The sequence below is a fragment of the Dysgonomonas sp. Shenzhen-Wh21 genome (assembly GCF_043392705.1).
Taxonomy (GTDB): Bacteria; Bacteroidota; Bacteroidia; order Bacteroidales; family Dysgonomonadaceae; genus Dysgonomonas.
The window spans coordinates 81,345-100,280 of sequence record NZ_JAIXHZ010000078.1 but is presented as its reverse complement, the minus strand read 5'-3'; the positions used below and the strand labels follow the sequence as shown (position 1 = coordinate 100,280).

12 protein-coding genes are annotated in these 18,936 nt (G+C 38.8%); 6 read left to right on the top strand and 6 right to left on the bottom strand.

Translation table 11 applies throughout. From position 1 onward, the window contains the following. Nucleotides 1–110 precede the first annotated feature (110 nt). A complete protein-coding gene (locus tag LDB17_RS05165; RefSeq protein ID WP_252638371.1) occupies nt 111–413 on the bottom strand; it encodes a hypothetical protein in 303 nt (100 codons plus the stop codon). Nucleotides 414–926: 513 nt separating this feature from the next. Here LDB17_RS05165 and LDB17_RS05160 point away from each other — a divergent pair. From LDB17_RS05160 to LDB17_RS05145, 4 genes are all read left to right on the top strand, one after another. Continuing rightward, nucleotides 927–1,568: an MBL fold metallo-hydrolase gene (locus LDB17_RS05160; protein ID WP_135104605.1), complete on the top strand. Its 642-nt coding sequence runs from the start codon at nt 927–929 to the stop codon at nt 1,566–1,568. Between the two features lie 17 nt (nt 1,569–1,585). After that, nucleotides 1,586–4,438, top strand: a complete 2,853-nt coding sequence (gcvP, locus tag LDB17_RS05155) for an aminomethyl-transferring glycine dehydrogenase (RefSeq protein WP_252638372.1) — start codon at nt 1,586–1,588, stop codon at nt 4,436–4,438. A 167-nt stretch (nt 4,439–4,605) separates the two neighbouring features. Beyond that, on the top strand, nt 4,606–4,935 hold the full coding sequence (locus LDB17_RS05150; protein WP_252638373.1) for a heavy-metal-associated domain-containing protein: 330 nt from the start codon (nt 4,606–4,608) through the stop codon (nt 4,933–4,935). Continuing rightward, complete coding sequence (locus tag LDB17_RS05145) at nt 4,932–5,366, top strand: copper resistance protein NlpE (RefSeq protein ID WP_252638374.1); 435 nt, start codon at nt 4,932–4,934, stop codon at nt 5,364–5,366. The genes LDB17_RS05150 and LDB17_RS05145 overlap by 4 nt, the downstream gene beginning before the upstream one ends. Nucleotides 5,367–5,451: 85 nt before the next feature. On the opposite strand, the gene LDB17_RS05140 is transcribed toward LDB17_RS05145, so the two are convergent. The 3 genes from LDB17_RS05140 to LDB17_RS05130 form a co-directional block, all read right to left on the bottom strand. Further along, nucleotides 5,452–7,206 (bottom strand): hypothetical protein, encoded by a 1,755-nt coding sequence (locus tag LDB17_RS05140; RefSeq protein ID WP_252638375.1) that lies wholly within the window; start codon nt 7,204–7,206, stop codon nt 5,452–5,454. 158 nt (nt 7,207–7,364) lie between these two features. Next, nucleotides 7,365–9,272: a SusD/RagB family nutrient-binding outer membrane lipoprotein gene (locus LDB17_RS05135; RefSeq protein ID WP_252638376.1), complete on the bottom strand. Its 1,908-nt coding sequence runs from the start codon at nt 9,270–9,272 to the stop codon at nt 7,365–7,367. An 18-nt stretch (nt 9,273–9,290) separates the two neighbouring features. Next, nucleotides 9,291–12,695, bottom strand: coding sequence for a SusC/RagA family TonB-linked outer membrane protein (locus tag LDB17_RS05130; RefSeq protein ID WP_252638377.1), 3,405 nt, complete (start codon nt 12,693–12,695; stop codon nt 9,291–9,293). Between the two features lie 750 nt (nt 12,696–13,445). Between LDB17_RS05130 and asnA the strand changes: the two genes are divergently transcribed. Then, complete coding sequence (gene asnA, locus LDB17_RS05125; protein WP_252638378.1) at nt 13,446–14,483, top strand: aspartate--ammonia ligase; 1,038 nt, start codon at nt 13,446–13,448, stop codon at nt 14,481–14,483. A gap of 112 nt (nt 14,484–14,595) precedes the next feature. Beyond that, complete coding sequence (locus LDB17_RS05120; RefSeq protein WP_252638379.1) at nt 14,596–16,263, top strand: nucleoside kinase; 1,668 nt, start codon at nt 14,596–14,598, stop codon at nt 16,261–16,263. 118 nt (nt 16,264–16,381) lie between these two features. On the opposite strand, the gene LDB17_RS05115 is transcribed toward LDB17_RS05120, so the two are convergent. Together LDB17_RS05115 and LDB17_RS05110 are read right to left on the bottom strand one after the other, a co-directional pair. After that, the gene (locus LDB17_RS05115) at nt 16,382–17,647 is read right to left on the bottom strand and encodes an ABC transporter permease (RefSeq protein ID WP_252638380.1); all 1,266 of its coding nucleotides are present in this window, start codon (nt 17,645–17,647) and stop codon (nt 16,382–16,384) included. Between the two features lie 13 nt (nt 17,648–17,660). Beyond that, the gene (locus LDB17_RS05110) at nt 17,661–18,923 is read right to left on the bottom strand and encodes an ABC transporter permease (protein ID WP_252638381.1); all 1,263 of its coding nucleotides are present in this window, start codon (nt 18,921–18,923) and stop codon (nt 17,661–17,663) included. Nucleotides 18,924–18,936 lie beyond the last annotated feature (13 nt).

Below are 18,936 nucleotides of genomic sequence, written 5' to 3'. Positions count from 1 at the left end.
AAACCTTACCGATCCAAATACTTTGAAATTGTTTCCGTATCGAAGTTAGTCTTCAAAAAAAATCGGTTGCAATGATACCATCACAACCGATTCTCTGATATTATTATTGATTATTGTCCAAAGCCAAAATGTCCGTGCATACCATGCATACGACATTCGAAAGCTTTTTTCTTTTCGTCAACAAATGCTTGTTTCTCTTCGCTCGACATACTCATCCACTTTTCACATCGGGAGTCTATTCCCTCTACAGAGAAATGGTCTTCGTGATTATCAAGGCCTTCCATACGTTTATTCATAAACTCCAATTTTTCACTATCTGTCATTTTAGACCATGATTCTTTAAATTCTTTTCTTGCATCTTTATCGAAAGGGTTTCCACCAAAGAATCCCATTCCAAAACCTCTTGTTCTCATAATTTATTCAGTTTTACATTTTACAATCTATTTTATTAAGAGCGCTCTATTCATGTAGACTCCTGAGCGCGAAAAATATTTTAAGGAATTACTCCTTTTAAATAAAATTCACATTACGCATTTACTTAATTCTTATAGGACACCTTTTTTAGGTATAAATCGGCGTACAACTCCAACAACTATTAATACAATAACCTCTACCGTTGCATACAAAATAAAACAGAAATAATATACTACGCCTTCATAAAAGGGATAAGACGAAGCTCTAAAAGACAGCACTTAGCCGCACTTTATTTAAACAAATGAATATAAACATTTTACACCTAAACCATTTGCTATAACATCTATTTTCAGGAATGACGATAATAAATTAGTTAACAACTTGTAAACTTCCTATCAAACTGATAAAAAGTCAAGCCTACAATATTAGTTCTGACTAAAAACTGGTAACTTTGCGAGAGCAATGACTGTACATTGTAGAATCTTTTTTAACAGATAGTTACTAAAATATATATGGAAGTAAAAATATTTGAATTTAACCCCATCAGTGAGAATACATATATTGCATACGATGAAACAAAAGAGTGTGTTATCATTGATCCGGGTTGTTTTTTTCAAGATGAGAAAGAGCTTTTGCTGAACTTCATCTTAGACAATGAGTTAGTTGTAAAACATCTACTAAATACACACCTACACTTCGATCACGTATTCGGAAATAATTTTATTTACGAGCAATTCAAACTGGAAACAATGGCCAACAAGGGTGATGAGTTCTTACTCGAACAACTCCCTACCCAATTACAAATGTTTGGCTTCACAAATGAAGACACGAGAATACCCAAGGTGGGAAAATATCTGAACGAAAATGATGTTGTAACCTTTGGCAATCAAAGGCTGATAGTAATGCAAATACCGGGACACTCGCCGGGCAGCATTGTTTTCTACAATCAGGAAGCCGGTTGTGTATTTGTAGGCGATGTATTGTTCAGAGGCAGTGTAGGACGCACCGATCTGGCGGGAGGCAACCACAAACAACTGATAGACGGCATAAAAGAAAAATTGATGAAACTGCCACCCGACACAGTGGTATATTCCGGTCACGGGCCGTTGACCACAATCAGAGAAGAAGCTAGAAACAATTTTTATTTACAATAAAACGATACTTAGAATCCATGGAGACCCAAAAATTTCAACACCGCCACATCGGCATCAATGCAGAAGATGAAAAAAAAATGTTGTCTAAAATCGGCGTCAATTCGCTGGATGAACTGATAGATCAAACCATCCCTGCAAATATAAGATTGCAGAACGGTCTTAATCTGCCTGAAGCATTAAGCGAACACGAATATGCTGAGGAAATGGCTCTGATGGCCTCGAAGAATCGTATTTGCGCATCGTACATCGGCATGGGATGGTATGATACCGTATGCCCTGCCCCTATCTTCCGCAACGTATTCGAAAACCCGGTATGGTACACATCATATACTCCATATCAGGCGGAGATCTCGCAGGGAAGGCTCGAAGCGTTGATGAACTTCCAGACCACCGTAAGCGATCTTACGGGATTGCCTCTTTCTAACTGTTCGCTACTCGACGAAGCAACAGCCGGAGCTGAGTCTGCCACAATGATGTTTAATCTCCGCACACGTGACCAGATAAAGAATAATGTAAATAAACTTTTTGTTGATAAAAATATATTCCCGCAAACCTTAGCGGTGATCAACACACGCATGGAGCCACAGGGTATTGAGGTTGTAGTTGGCGATTATAATACCGTCGATCTTTCAGACGGATTCTTTGGTGCAATTATCCAATACCCTAACTCGAACGGAAATGTTGTAGATTACAAAGCATTTGCCGAAAAGGCACACAGCCTCTACTGTAAGGTATCTGTAGCTACAGACCTGATGGCACTCACGCTGCTTGTTCCTCCCGGAGAATGGGGTGCAGACATCGCATTCGGCAGCAGCCAGCGTTTTGGAGTTCCTATGTTTTACGGAGGTCCTTCGGCAGGGTTCTTTGCAACGAAGGAGGAGTTTAAGCGCAACGTTCCGGGACGTATCATCGGCGTATCGAAAGATGCGTATGGCAAACCGGCCTATCGCATGGCACTGCAAACTCGTGAACAACATATCAAACGTGAAAAAGCGACATCCAATATTTGTACAGCACAAGCACTGTTGGCCACGATGGCAGGGTTCTATGCTGTATATCACGGACCAAAAGGCTTAAAAAACATAGCTACTCAGATACATTCGGCTACATCACTTATCGCCGACGAGCTGAAAGAATTGAGCTATACGATACTGAACGAGCAGTATTTCGACACCCTCAAAATAGGTTTACCGAGCGGAGTATCGCAATACACCGTTCGTGAGTTTGCCGAGATGCGTGACATCAACCTGCGCTATTACGAAGCAGGAGAAGTAGGTATCAGCATAGACGAAACAATAACAGAGTACAAGGCTCACGAATTGCTCGCCGTATTCTCTATGGCAGCAGGACGTATGGAAGTGTTTATGATAGACGATCTTCCCGAAAAAATAACGATAAAAGATGAGTTCCTTCGTAAGAGCGAATTCCTTCAACACGAGGTGTTCAATTCTTATCATACCGAAACAGAATTGATGCGTTACATTAAACGCCTCGATAGGAAAGATATTTCTTTGGCTCATTCGATGATCTCTTTGGGGTCGTGTACAATGAAGCTGAATGCAGCCTCTGAACTTCTTCCACTTTCGTTGGGAGGATTTCAAAACATTCACCCTCTAGCTCCTAAGTCGCAGACTCAAGGGTACAACGAACTGATAGAAGAATTGGGCGAATACTTGAAAGAAATCACAGGTTTTGCAGGCGTAAGCTTCCAGCCTAATTCGGGTGCAGCAGGGGAGTATGCAGGATTGATGACAATCCGTAAATATCTGGAAAGTATCGGACAAGGGCATCGTAATATTATCCTTATCCCCGCATCGGCACACGGTACAAATCCGGCATCGGCAATTCAGGCAGGATACGAAACAGTAACGATAGAGTGCGATAGCCACGGAAATATAGCAGTAGAAGACCTGCAAGCAAAGGCAGATCAGCATAAAGACAATCTGGCGGGATGTATGATCACCTATCCGTCTACTCATGGTATCTTCGAAAAAGAGATCAGAGAGATGTGCAAGATTGTACACGAAAAAGGCGGACAGGTATATATGGACGGAGCGAATATGAATGCACAGGTAGGACTTACCAATCCGGGCTTTATCGGAGCTGATGTTTGTCACCTGAACCTGCATAAAACATTTGCTATTCCTCACGGTGGAGGCGGTCCGGGCGAAGGCCCTATCTGCGTTGCAGAACACCTTATCCCATTCCTTCCTCATCACCCCGAAGTAGATGGCAGCACCGTGAATACGGTAGCATCTGCACCATACGGAAGTGCAGGAATATTGCCTATCACTTACGGTTATATCCGCATGATGGGTGGAGAGGGCTTGACTCATGCCACAAAAATTGCTATATTAAATGCCAATTATCTGGCAGAATGCCTCAAAGATACGTATGGAATAGTGTACAGAGGTACAACAGGCAGAGTAGGCCACGAGCTTATTCTTGAATGCCGCAAGTTGAAAGAAACATCAGGGATCACAGAATCGGATATTGCAAAACGATTGATGGATTATGGTTACCATGCCCCTACTCTTTCGTTCCCTGTGCATGGCACATTGATGATAGAGCCTACCGAAAGTGAAAGCTTATCGGAGCTAAACCGATTTGTGGATACAATGAACCAAATATGGGAAGAGATCAAGGAGGTAGAAAACGGAACATACTCGAAAGAAGACAATGTTCTTGTGAATGCACCTCACCCCGAATATGAAGTATGTGCCGACGAATGGAAACATGCTTATCCACGCTCTAAGGCTGCTTATCCGCTCGAATTTGTAAAACAAAACAAATTCTGGATCAATGTGGCACGCGTAGATAATGCGTATGGTGATAGAAATTTGGTGACATGTCTTTGCGACATGGGATAAAAGATATTTTTGAGATACTTTTTGTAGCCGCTGAATAGGCAAAGAAGATAATATATCCGATCAGCGACGAAGAGTCTGTATAAATTTTAACAGACTCTAAAAAGTATTATTATTTTAAACTTTATAAATAAACATCTGTTTTATAACAGAGTACTAAACTTAGAACTATGAATGCTAAAATTTTTGTAATCTCTTTTATATTGATGCTTAGTGCCGGTTTTACACTAAATGCACAAGATAAGAAAGGTTTGAAGAGTGACAAAGAAACAGTAGTTTTCACGGTGTCGATGACTTGCGAAAACTGCCAGAAGCGTATCGAAAAGAATATTGCTTTTGAAAAAGGGGTAACCGATATGAAGGTAAACCTTGATGACAAAACGGTGACTATCGAATTTAAGAATAGCCAAACCACTGTTGATAAACTGAAGGCAGCTATCGAGAAGCTGGGATATGAAGTAGCAGTAAAGACGGATAAGAAAATAGAAGCGAAAAAATGAAAAAACTATTAATAGCCATTGCAGTAGTGGGACTAATGTACAGTTGCGGAGGCAGCTCCCAAAAGCCACAGGAAGAACCTAAAGCTGACAGTACGCTGATAGCTGATACGCACAATGCAAAAACCTCGCTAGACTATATGGGCTCTTACACAGGTAAGCTCCCTACAGCCAGCGGAGAAGGTATGAATGTAACGATCGAGCTGGGTGACAGCACCTTCGTTAAGAAGACTCAATATGTTGGCAAGAAAGAAACTTTTGAGGAAAAAGGCAAGTATAGCTGGAACAATGAAGGCAATACGGTAATCTTGGAAGGAATAAAGGATGCTCCGAGCAAATATTTTGTTGGTGAAAATACCTTGACCCAATTGGATATGGAGGGTAACAAAATAACAGGAGACATGGCAGAGCTGTATGTACTGAAAAAACAGTAATGTAAATATAAAATCAAATTATAAAAAAGAGACGTCTCTCGTTAGAGACGTCTCTTTTTTTCAAGCGATTATCGCTATCTTATTATCAGATAGGGAATGGTATTATATTTCCATTTCCTTCTGGATAAACGTCATTTCTTTGATAATCAATCCCTTTTTGAGGTTGTACGCTAAAATATTTGGAAAAAGAATATACGATATTTGAATCATTCTTATCTACTAAGTCAAAAGAGACTCTTACAGTTACATTTTTACAAGTGTAAATTCCATACTCATAGCTAGCGGTTTCTGCTTTCATTACTTTAGACTTAAAACTATAAGAGTTATTCATAGTTTTATAATATTCGATATTGTTAATTAAAGCAGCAGGTTCAACAGATGTTACTCCCCAAGTAGAAACAACAGAGGATGTCATAGCTAAATCAAACTTTGTATTTTTTATATCAAATTTAGATGCTATTTCCGGATTTAAGACTATTTTAGGAGTATTCAATACGTATTTATATTGACAATAATAACTAATAGGCAGCCATGTAGTCGCAGTATACATATTAACAGTAACAACAGGTGTTTCTTGCAGATTCCAAACTCCTAAATTTTTATTATATAGCGGCATATCATTTACATTAGATGTACTACCAGGTATAGGAAGAGCAGATATAGCTCCCCAACCGACTAACGGAGTTTCTCCCTCTAAGGAGATCTTTGTTGTAGAATTTATCGATAAGTCTACTTTTGTTATGGACTCTTGGCTTTTTCCTCCGATCAAAGAATTAACAAATCCACCAATAGCGTCACCTATAGCTGAACCACCTCCAGATAAAATTGCAGCAATACCTTTTTCGGCACCAGCTTGTAAGCCTGTAGAGATCCACTTAGAAGCATTACTCTTAATATTATTCCATAGTCCTTTAGAAAAAGAGTCATTCTTCTTGATACCTTCATCTAATTTTTTACCTACTTGCTCCGGTAATGCTTTATCATCAATTATCATTGAGGATACAGAAGCTGATTTATTAAACATGTCACTCAAGCTCAAATTGAGTCCAGAAGAATTAGGAGCGGTTGTTTTCAATGTACCTGTTATTGAGCCTGTAGTTGTAGCATTACCAGTAAGTGTTATTTTATTAACACCCCAGCCTTTAATATAAAAATTATGTCCGCTATTTTGCGTAATACTTGGATCATATGCACACTCTAGTTCTATTCCATACCAATTATTATCTTTATAACCTATCCCTGAATAATTAGTCCCAGTGAAAGTCCCTTTGGGTGTAATAATTTGAGATGGTTCCTGAACAAGTAAACTTTGACCTGTAGCAAAACCAGTTGTAAAATTAAATAAACTAGTCGGCTTATCTGTTGCAATACCCCAGAAGGAAGCAGTAGTCCCATATCCCGATCCATTTGATATTTCATATAGAAAAAATCTTAAAATGCCCGTATATTTATTATATATAGCAAAGTATTTAGAAGAAGTGTTTAAATGCAAATTACTATAAACCAACTCCCATCCTTTTTCTCTTGAATAATACCTTTTACTATATGTTACATCTTCGGCATTGGCATCCAGCCAGTTTGAAGGTATCCCAATATTTTGGGTGCTACCTTTTGTCCAAGGCAGAGTTAATGTTATCTGAGTTGAAGTGTAAGGATTTTTTGTTTGTATACTATTGACTCTATCCCACTCAAAATATCCATCAAAAGAAGATTTTAGTACAGGTGAAATCTTTAAACTCTCACTTGAATAATCATCAATTTGATCAGAGCAGCTACTGAAACCTGCAGCGATAAACAAAACGCCAAACAGTAAAAAACAAATCTTAATATACTTTTTCATGACACAAAATTTATAGGTTAAACACAATGTTAAATATAGTAAAAACATATATCAAAATCTAATTACTTCACATGTTATTTCTGAAAAAACACCCTCAAAAAAAATGACCCTAAGCTCAGAGCCTAGGGTCATTCTATTAAAATTAGTGTTTGAACAACTTACTTAGGGCCATCTCCAAAGTTTGGAGCGCCTTTATCTTGCCATACACGTTCGCTGTTTAGCAACGATGTAGAGATACTTGTTCCTGTAGTAAATCCTTGAGCTTCGTAAGCAGCTTTTGATTTGTTGTACATAAGGTCTGTAACAGACGGTGTAGCTATTTCGAAACGTCGTGGTATTTCTGTAGCTTTCGGTTCTGAGAAATCTACCCATTTGAACAATGAGCTATTTCTTGCAGGTATACCCGAACGACGCACGACACAAAACTGATCTGAAGGGAAGAATGTAAGGTGAAGAATTTCCTGTATATAAACTTTTTCAAGTTTTTCTGCAGTTGTTCCTTCCAGCTTAACTCCAGCATTAGCCATCATCGCATCAATTTCGCCACTTTGTAGATCAATTACCTTTTCATTAGGGTCATAACCATAAGTTGTACCATAATATGGAATCTTATTCAATGAGGCCAAACGGTTATATTCTTCTACCGAAGCTCTAACACCCTTATTGTAATATACTTCAGCCGATTGAGGCAAATCAGCGCCTAGTAAAGCAAACTCAGCCAAGTAGAGGTTTACCTCTGCAGTTGACATATACATTCCGTACCAAGGATTATCGTTTGTATCTGTTGGAGGTGTGTCTCCAGGAGCTACCGGAATAGTATAATCCACTCGTCCTCTTACCATTTCTTCATTATACTGAGCAACAGCATTATATGTATATTGAGTACCGCTCGCAGAAGTTAATGTATATGGAGTTGTTTTGAAATAACCATCATAAGCACTATTCTGATTTGCATCTAATACTACCGGCAATCCATAGTAACGTACCCATGGTTCACCCAGACCTTTCCATTTAGAGAATTTCTTCTTACCATCCACTGTAGTATATTCTACATTGGCTGCTATAAAATTAGGAAGGTCTTTGCCCTGATCGAAGAATGCCTGTACAACTTTAGAATTATAACCGTTTTTCTTATAGAAGAAACGAACACGAGGGTCTTGGTTAGAAAGCATAAAGTCTAAAACAGTTGCAGAAGGACATAAAGAACTTCCAAACACGCCATTACCAAAGTGGTATACAAAATCTTTATCATTGTCAGAAATAGCAGTTGTACCCTTGTTTAGAATAAAGTTATCACCTGATCCATCAAGTACACCTACCGGGCTTTTAGCTACAGAAGCAGCAATTTCGAGTGCTTTTGCTTTGTTTTGAGACAATAAGCGAACAGCTATTTTCAAACGTAGAGAGTTTGCCAATTTAGCCCATTTTGCAGCATCACCACTATAAATAAGGTCTTGTTGGCTAAACAATTTGTTTCTATTATTTGTAATATCCTGATCGGCAAATGTAGCCATATTTTCCTCCAGTTGAGTCAACCAAAGATTATATAGATCTTCTACCTTATCATAATCAGGAGTAAGGATAATAGGATCTGAATAACGAGCCTTCACAGCATCTTTATAAGGCATATCTCCGTACATATCGGTATCGAATATACCCATATAGATAGTAAGGACATTCAAAGCAGCCACATGTTGTTTATAAGTAGCAGCTTCTGTTTCTGATTTTTTAGAAAGAATATACTCTACATCGCGAAGATATTTCATCACTCTATATGCCATCTGACCTTGATCTCCAGTAGCTGTAGTTAGATGATAGTTAGAAGAAAACCCTCCGGAAGCAGCTCCCAATTGAGCCCATTTAACCATCATAGGAGCATTATAGAACCATAAAAGATACCCCGAAGGTTCAAATTTACGTATTCCTTCTGTCAACAAAAAGTTAACATCACCTTGAGCCACCGTTTGAGGGTCTGTATTGATTGTAGCAAAATCATCTCTACACCCTGATGTAACAAAGGATAAGGCGGCTATAGCTGAAATAAATATAATAGATTTAAATTTCATATCTGTACTTTTTAAAAATTAGAATGTGGCTGATATATTCAACATATAACTTGCTGTAAATCCAGCGAAAGAACGATAACGGAATTCAGCAGCTGATGTACCACGAAGCCCTTCAGGATTCTCATGATTAGGCATACTGTTCAATAAGTAACCTAAGTTTCTTCCTGTAATTCCAACAGACAAAGCTCTTGCTCCTAATTTATTCGCAAAAGTTGTAGGACATGCATAATTGAATGATATCTCGCGAAGTGCTATATAATTAAGCTTCTTGAACCAATCGTCGTTAACCACACCTTGTCCCCAGCTGTTTCTGAAATAAGTCCACGCTGAAGCATGTACCGGCTCTACTAGTCCTCTATCATATAGGTCTTGGAATGTTTCTCCTCCTGCAGCTACAGTATATGTACCTCCATTCGGTTGATTGATTACAGTTCCTGCAGGGAAAATACCTTGAGGGATATATCCGTCAGTGTAAGTCATTCCATCAAATTTCGATTGCCAAGATACACCACCATGGCTAGCATCAGAATAAGCTAGAGATGATTCTGTAAATCCGTATGCAGTACCATAACGAGAGTTATAAGAAGCCACATAACCACCAAAACGCATATCTAAACCTACTCTCAAAGACATTTTCTTGTAACGCAATGTTGTAGAAACTGAACCTAAAAAGTCCGGATTAACAGAACCTATTATTTCTTCTTTTCCACTACGTTGTGCATAAGCCATACGTCTACCGTTAGACCAAGTTAAAACTTCTAAGCCTGTAGCCTCATCAATTTTAGGTTTAGAGTCTGTCATCAACAAACCATATTCAGCACCCACTTTTGCAACTGAACCAACACGGTAGTTACCATAGTTAGTATTTCCTTTAAGGCTAATATAGTCTGCTACATTCTCGTGAAGAGATACTATTTTATTACGGTTACGGGTATAAGTGAAGTCTACTTCCCATTGCCAGTCTTTGCTTTCGATAGGAACAGTGTGAAGAGCTAACTCGATACCTGAGTTTTGAATATTACCGGCATTTACTATTTGTCGAGAGATACCAGACACCTCAGGCACTGCAATTGTCATGATCTGGTTTTTAGTATTTTCTTTATAGTATGTCGCATCAACACCGATTCTATTGTTGAAGAAACGCCAATCGAGACCTACTTCCCATGCATTCTTACGTTCCGGCTTCAAGTTTTTAGAGATAAGAATATCAACACCGTCCTGATTTTCTATCTGTAAAGAGCTTATATATTTGTCGCCCATCACTGTAGTTCTCAAGAAATAAGCATTATTCAAACTATAAGGATCGGTATCATTACCTACTTGTGCCCATGATGCACGAACTTTTGCAAACGAAACCCATTCAGGCAAAGTCAACAATTCTGAAAGAATAGCTGAGCCGTTTACTGACGGATAGAAGTAAGAGAAGTTGCCTGTTCCATCAGAGTAAACCAATGAAGAAGACCAGTCGTTACGTCCTGTTACATCTAAGTATAGTTTATTTTTCCAGCTCACTCCAACTTGTCCGGCTACAGAGAACATTCTCTTTGTACCCAATGTATAAGCTTCAGTTTTAGCGGCTTTTACAGAGTTTTTGATAAAATAAAGATCCGGAACAACTAAACCTCCATCTGTACTGGTTGTCATATAGCTCTGCCAGTTGTCATAGTACTCACCACGCAAAAATCCGGTAAAATTGAAATCTGCATTTAGAGGCTTATCCCATAGTACGCTAGCATTCAGGTTTGTTTGTCTTTTCTTTGTGCTAGTCATAGCATAGTAACCGTTACCACCGTCATAAGTTCTAGCATATCCTGAGTTAGGATTTTTTGTTTCACGGTTTGTATAATAGTAATTATAATTACCTTCGGTTTTGAACTTCAACCAATCCAAGATGTCAACAGTTAATGCTAAGCTTGGACGGATCGATACCTCTTCCTGTGTTGTATTATTCTCATAAATACTCCACCATAAGTCGCGTCCCGGTACATTTCCATATTTATCATCGTAGGAAGAGTTAGCCAAACCGCCATGTGTTCCTTTATATTTGTTACGATAATAAGAAGGATCATATTCACGTGTAAATGTTCCGCTAGCAAAGTATTCACCCACGTTTGGCTGAACATTTTTAGGATTTGATTTTCCAAAGTTTACAGAAGCATCAAGCATTACTTTATCAGAAATCTTATGAGATGCTTTTGTCAATAAAGTTAACCTGTTAAACTCATTGTTAGGCAATGTTCCTGTTTGATGTCTGTAGGCTAAAGATGTATAAAATGTTGTCTTATCATTACCACCCTGCACTGTAAGGTTAGAGTTGGTAGTGAAACCTAAATTATACATATCTTTATAGTTATTCTTTATCGCTCTGTAAGTAGTTTCCTCATTGTCATATCCAAGAATAGCGCTTCCGTCAAATCGAGGTCCATATCCCATACCCCAGTCATTGAACATAGCCTTTCCATCTCCATTGTATTTAAACTGATGTTGGTTATCCCATCCGTAATAAGCACCACTTGAGTTGGTTTTACCATAGTCTACATAACCTGACAGAGCTCCCACACCATACACATTTTGAAGATCCGGTTGTTTATACACATGATCTATACCAAAAGATTGGTTGAATGTAACACCAAATCCTTTTGTAGCTTTTCCACTTTTTGTAGTGATAACGATAGCACCAAACAAACCCCTAGATCCATAAAGAGCAGTAGCAGCAGCTCCTTTCAGAACAGATACTGTCTCGAAATCACTTGGATTTAGATTCTTTAGTTCATTACCCCAGTCGTTAGCGCCTGAACTCCAGTCTGCGTCACCTGCGTCTGCATTTGAGTTACTCAAAATAACGTTATCCACAACATAAATAGGCCTGTTAACTCCATTCAATGTTGGAATACCACGAAGTTGGATTTTAGATGATCCAAACATACCGCCGTCGGATCCTGAAATCTCAAGTCCGGCAACTTTTCCTTGAAGAGCATCGATCGGATTATTTGAGTTATTTGCTAAATCATCCCCTTTCAACTCAGTCATCGCATACCCTAAAGCTTTTGTAGATCTTTTCATCCCAAGAGCTGTCACAACAACTTCATCCAGCTGCTGGCTGCTTTCTTCCAAAGTTACATTTATAACTTTTTGAGAACCTACCGGTACCTCTTTCGAAGTATAACCAATAAATGAAAATACCAAAACAGAGTTAGACCCTGCTGATATTTTATAGCTCCCTTCTGTGTCCGTCAAAGTACCTGTAGTAGTACCTTTCACGGCTACACTAGCACCAATAATAGGCTCATTGTTAGCATCTTTTACGACACCCGTAACTGTCTGAGCTTGAACAATGGTAAAAGAACAAAATAAAATACTGCACAAAAGCAATATTTTGAATATGCCCTTACCAACTTTCCTTTCCTTTAGGTAATCATTCATAATAAAAAAAATTAAAGTTCCTCACTAATAATAAAGAAGTAATAAAATTGATTGCTCAAAAGCTCTGAGTAAGCTTCTAAATAAGCAATACAAAAAAGGTTATCCGATTTTATTTAACGAAAACAATTTCACCCACATGCTGTTTTCATATTTAATAAAACTACTAGTCACAATGTCTTTTTATGAATAAAGTTATACTACATTTGGTATAACTCTCTAAATTCATTTTATAACTTTCCTAAACCACCTCCCCAATGCTTATTCCTGCATAAAAAAAACAATACAACAGCTAATTATCAAAAATAAAGCATCTTAACATTTTGAGACAATTATTTAAGATCAACTTACAATCACAAAAATAGAAGTTAAATTTCATTAAAACTGACAAGATTTCGACAAGTTGATAGCACTATATCGACTTCGTATATAGTATAAAAATTAAACAAATTTATCTAAATAAAGTTCAAACAACAAATATACACAAGATTATTAACGCATAATATATAAAGTAAGTGAACAAGCAAAAACAAAGACAATATCGACATAAGACAGGATTGTCTATTCGACGCAATATTAAGAATATATAGAAAATAGTGTAAGATAATTTAACGATAAACTCTTCACAAAGAAAATAATAACAGATCATCAAAACGATCAAAATGCATATTTTAAGCCCATAAAATTTTCACATTAACACAAAAAGCCTAACTTTGCAAATCATTTAACACGTAAATAGGCAAATTAATAAAAATGAGCTACTTAATTAAACCCAAACACTATCGTGCCCTCTTAGATTTACAGCAAACAGAGATGGGCATCAAGCAGATTAAAGATTTCTTCCAACAAAATCTATCTTCCGAATTACGCTTAAGAAGGGTTACAGCTCCTTTGTTCGTTCTCAAAGGGATGGGCATCAACGATGACCTCAACGGCGTAGAAAGAGCTGTAAATTTCCCAATAAAAGATATGGGTGACGAACGTGCCGAAATAGTTCATTCATTAGCCAAATGGAAACGGTTGACCCTAGCCGACTACAATATAAATGAAGGTTTTGGCATATATACAGACATGAATGCCATCCGAGCAGACGAAGAGCTGGGCAACTTGCATTCTTTGTATGTAGATCAGTGGGATTGGGAAATGGTTATGTCTCCCGAAAACCGAAACTTAGAATTCTTGAAACAAATTGTAAACAGAATATATGCTGCATTGGTAAGAACAGAGTATTTAGTATATGAGATATTCCCTACTATCACTCCTATTTTGCCTTGCAACATAAAATTCATACATGCAGAAGAGTTATTGCAAATGTATCCGGACCTCCCTGTAAAAGAGAGAGAAAACAAAATAGCAAAAGAATACGGAGCCGTATTCATCATTGGTATTGGCGGAGAGCTTAGCAATGGCAAACCACACGACGGACGAGCTCCCGACTATGACGACTGGACTACCAAGTCCGAAAACGGATACAAAGGACTCAACGGAGATCTTATCGTATGGAATCCTGTTTTGGAACAAGGCATGGAACTATCATCGATGGGAATACGTGTAAATAGAGAAGTACTATTGGAGCAGCTTCAGATATCAGGTCAGGAATCGAGAAAAGAGCTTTATTTCCACAAGCGTTTGCTAAACGAAGAGCTCCCACAATCGATAGGCGGCGGAATAGGACAATCGCGACTATGCATGTTCTACCTCAGAAAAGGGCATATCGGGGAGATACAAGCCGGACTATGGCCTAAAGAAATGTGCTCTGAAGCACTAAAGCTGGGCATGCCATTAATATAGTTCTGCACAGGCATGTTTTTTAAATAAATATTTTTACTTAACTTTATAATCTGGAGGATGTTTTTTATAACTAAGAACATCCTTCGATATGTTTATAACTTACATTCAGATTATGGAGAAAAAAGTAACGATTTTTTGTACAAACACAAATACATATCAGGACTTTCCTGCAGGAAGCAATCTTATAAAAATATTGGAAGGCTTTGACGTCAAGTCAGAATCTACCATCGTAAACGCAAAAGTCAATAATAAAACCGAACCTCTCGACTATTGCGTGTATCACAACAAAACGGTAACCTTTGTAGACCTAACAAGCCCATCGGGCATGCGGGCTTATGTACGCTCGCTTTGCTTTCTGCTGGCAAAAGCTGTTTCCGAAACTTTCCCCGAAGCTCAGCTTTATATCGAGCACCCCATATCGCTGGGTTACTTTTGTAAGATCAGCGACCGAGGTACGATCGACGAAAAAGCAATAGTGGCCATAAAGACAAAAATGCAACAATATATCGAGGCCGATATGCGCTTCGAAGCCGTTGAGGAAGAAACCGACAAAGTAGTGAAAATGTTCCGAAACAGAGGGTTTGAAGACAAAGCCTTGCTTCTCGAAAGTTCGGGAGAATTATACTCCAAATATTATAGGCTCAACGGATCGGTCGACTATTTTTACGGATGCCTCGTGCCTTCTACAAAATATATTCACCTCTTCGGGCTCGAACTCTACAATGATGGCTTGTTGCTACGTGTACCAAACCGAAGCAACCCGATTGAACTTGAACCTGTCATTTCGCAAGATAAAATGTACAATGTATACAAAGAGCATCTCAAGTTTCTGAATATCATTGGGCTCGATAATGTGGGAGATATGAACAAAGCGAATAAGATGGGTACAATGCCTAATATCATAAAGGTATCGGAAGCCTATCAGGAGAAGAAGATAGCAAATATTGCTACCGAAATAGCAGCACGGGCAAAAGAGGGTGTCAAGGTAGCACTTATATCCGGCCCTTCATCGTCGGGAAAAACAACATTCCGAATGCGGCTGGAAGTACAGCTGATGGTTAACCTCTTAAAACCGGTAGGACTATCGCTCGACAATTATTTTGTAGATAGGGAATTAACCCCTTTGGACGAAGATGGAGATTATGACTTCGAATCATTGTATGCATTGGATATAGCTAAGTTTAATGAAGACCTTCAGAAATTACTGAAAGGGGAGGAAATAGATTTACCGACATTCAACTTCACAACGGGAAAACGAGAGTATAAAGGAGACAAACTCCTGCTTGAAGAAAACTCAATCCTTGTGATCGAAGGCATCCACGGACTTAACCCCGAACTGACAAGAGATATACCTGACAACCAGAAATACAAGATATATGTATCTGCCCTCACTACCATTTCGTTAGACAACCACAACTGGATACCAACGGCAGACAACCGACTATTGCGCAGGCTGATACGCGACTATAAATACCGAAGCTATTCGGCAATCGACACTATTTCGCGTTGGCAGAGCGTACGCAGAGGTGAGGATAAATGGATTTTCCCATATCAGGAAAATGCTGATGTAATGTTCAATTCGGCTATGATGTACGAACTGGCAGCACTGCGCCGCCATGCCGAACCTGTATTGATGCAAGTACCCAACAGCGCACCCGAATATGCGGAAGCCCATCGGCTACTTAAGTTCCTGAGATACTTCAACTACATCAACGACAAAGAATTACCTCCTACATCTTTATTGAGGGAGTTTCTTGGAGGAAGCAGCTTCAAGTATTAGGATATAAAATAAAGAGTCGCAAAAGGAAGAATAGTATTACTTACTTTGTCATTTTAAATGAATACATCATTCTCTTTTGCGACTATTTTTATGATCAATGGAATCTAAATCCCAACACCTAGTCAGCTCTCAAAGCCTCAACAGGCTGTATAGAAGCTGCTCGATTGGCGGGCCACAATATCCCCGCTACAATAATCAATATCATCACCATCAGCGCAACTACCAACGCAATCAATATACGCTCGATAGAAACAGGAACTCGCCAAACGTCTAAAACATCACCGATAAGCATATTTATATAGACAATAAAAGCGGGAACGATAGACAAAGACATCAGGCACAACCCCTCCAATATCATATGGAGACGCACTTTTCCCTTATCTGCGCCTACCACCATACGGATACCAATCTCACTTCGACGCTGATATGTTCGCAACCAGAATGTACCGAAAACACCCAGAAACACAGTAATAAGTACAAAAACGACGACATAAACCATAGGCAGGATAGACTCCCTGATTTCTTTTCCTACAACATCCTCTCTAAACTTAGAAGAAGGTGTAACAGACGCTACATAAAGATTATTTTCTCGCAGACGGTCGCCCATATCATTCTGAAAATTATCCTGAAAATGCTTTGCACTCCCCGACTTAACACGAATAGAAATATCAACTCTGGTTACATCATTTTCTTTGCTCCAATCTTCAAGCCTTGAATTTGTTATAATCTCAAAGAAAGCTCCCTCGTATGGGAAAAACTCCTGACGCTTCATTATGCTACTAACAGCTATAACTCGGTTGGGATTCGTTCCTCGACCTCCCTCTTCGGGAAAAAAAACATCCCTTCCTATGGCAGCATTTGCGCTCCCATAGAGCTGCTCTGCAATATCCTGTGTCAGAATAATTTGATTCTGCCCGCTTTCTTGAACCCGAATAGGCTTATCATCAGCTGTACGGATACGAAATACATCAAAGTAAGAAGGAGTGACATACCTATCGCGAATAGCTTTTGTGATAACAGAATCCACTTTCAACGAGGCCCACACACCTCCCATCGAGTAAGGCGCCGAATGAAAAGATATTGCCACAGCTTCTACATCGGGATATAATTTTATCCGATCCAGCAAGCTGAGTAATGATTCCGTTGGGGTTTGTGTAATCTGCTCGGGCGCAACATAATTAGGGGCAATAGGGGATAGTGCTTTTAGTTTCAGCACGTAAGTATTATCTATATCAAAGCCTTTAGGTTCCAGATAGTTTTTAGCCCTGACATACAAAAAGTCGGACATAAGCAGTAGAAAGAGAAACACAACAATCAACTCCAATATCAGCCAACCATTATGCCGACGCTCTATCCATATTTGTTTAAAAAGATTCTTTATCATCGTTAATTGTTTTTTAATTCTCAGTATTTAATGACTCTACGATTTCTGCTTTGGCTATTCTCCATGCAGGCAAGATGGTAGACAGGATATTAATGAGCAGACAAACTAATATGGCGGCAACAAAAAGAGTAGGTTTCAGAATCATAGACCAATGCACGTTAACATCAGGATACCCCAACAAACTATCTTTTGCCATATATAAGAATAAGATAGACACTCCCACCCCGATAACACTTCCGATGAAGGTGATTGCAAAATTCTCTATAATAAGTTGCCCGATAATCTTTGTAGATGTTGCACCAAAAGCCTTTCTCAACCCAATCTCGGGGCTTCGCTTTTTAATTTGAGAAAACATAATACCCAAGAGGTTAAATATAGGCAAGAAAAGAAATAAAGCAGCAAGCGAGAGCATTCCCGAAAAATTACCATCCAGATGGTCGCCCTGCACATAGTAAAACATGCGTTGAGTACTCGTAATAGGCTGCTTCCATATATTGGCTTTGAATTCTTTCTGTCCCGAGTTAAAAGTAGCCACCCTACTTTGGGCTTCTTGGCGTATGGCATCAAAATCACTCTTAGATTTAGCCAATATAAATACTTGAAATTCACCACCTATCCCTTCGGTAAAGTCAGCTTTCATCACCTCATCATTCAGCGAATAAGGAGTCCAGATTTCACCATAGGCTTCACTAACGGCATCACTTACAGAAGCTACAACTCCTAAGACTTTATAATCGACATAGTCTAATTGCATGGTTTTACCGGCAACATCCGTTGTTCCGAAAAATTCTCGTGCCACTTTATCGCTTATCACGGCTACCGGCATAGCCGAAGCAAACATCGACTCTGTATAAGAGGTTCCGTTTATAAAATGGAAATCGAATATTTTCCAAAAGTTTACATCCGTTCCTCTTACATCACATTCCCTGATCTTTTTATTGCCTTGAACCGAGGCTTGCTTTTGTGTCACATTAGAGGTAACAGCTGTCACTACCTCCGGAATTGTCATTTTATAAAAACACTGCTGCACGATATTATATCCCATTCCACCTCCACTATACCCTACATTATCTTTATTAAGACCTTCTATTACATCTATATAAAGCATTCTACCTCGTTCCGAAACCGGCGAAAAAGAAGCCGTTTTTATCTGATAAGTCAAGACCAAAATCATCATTGTGGCTACAGCTAAAACAGTACCTAAAATAGTAAAAAAGCCTACTAGAGGATTTTCCCTCAGCCCGGCGATTGCTTGTTTAAAATACTGCTTATACATACTCAATGCTTTT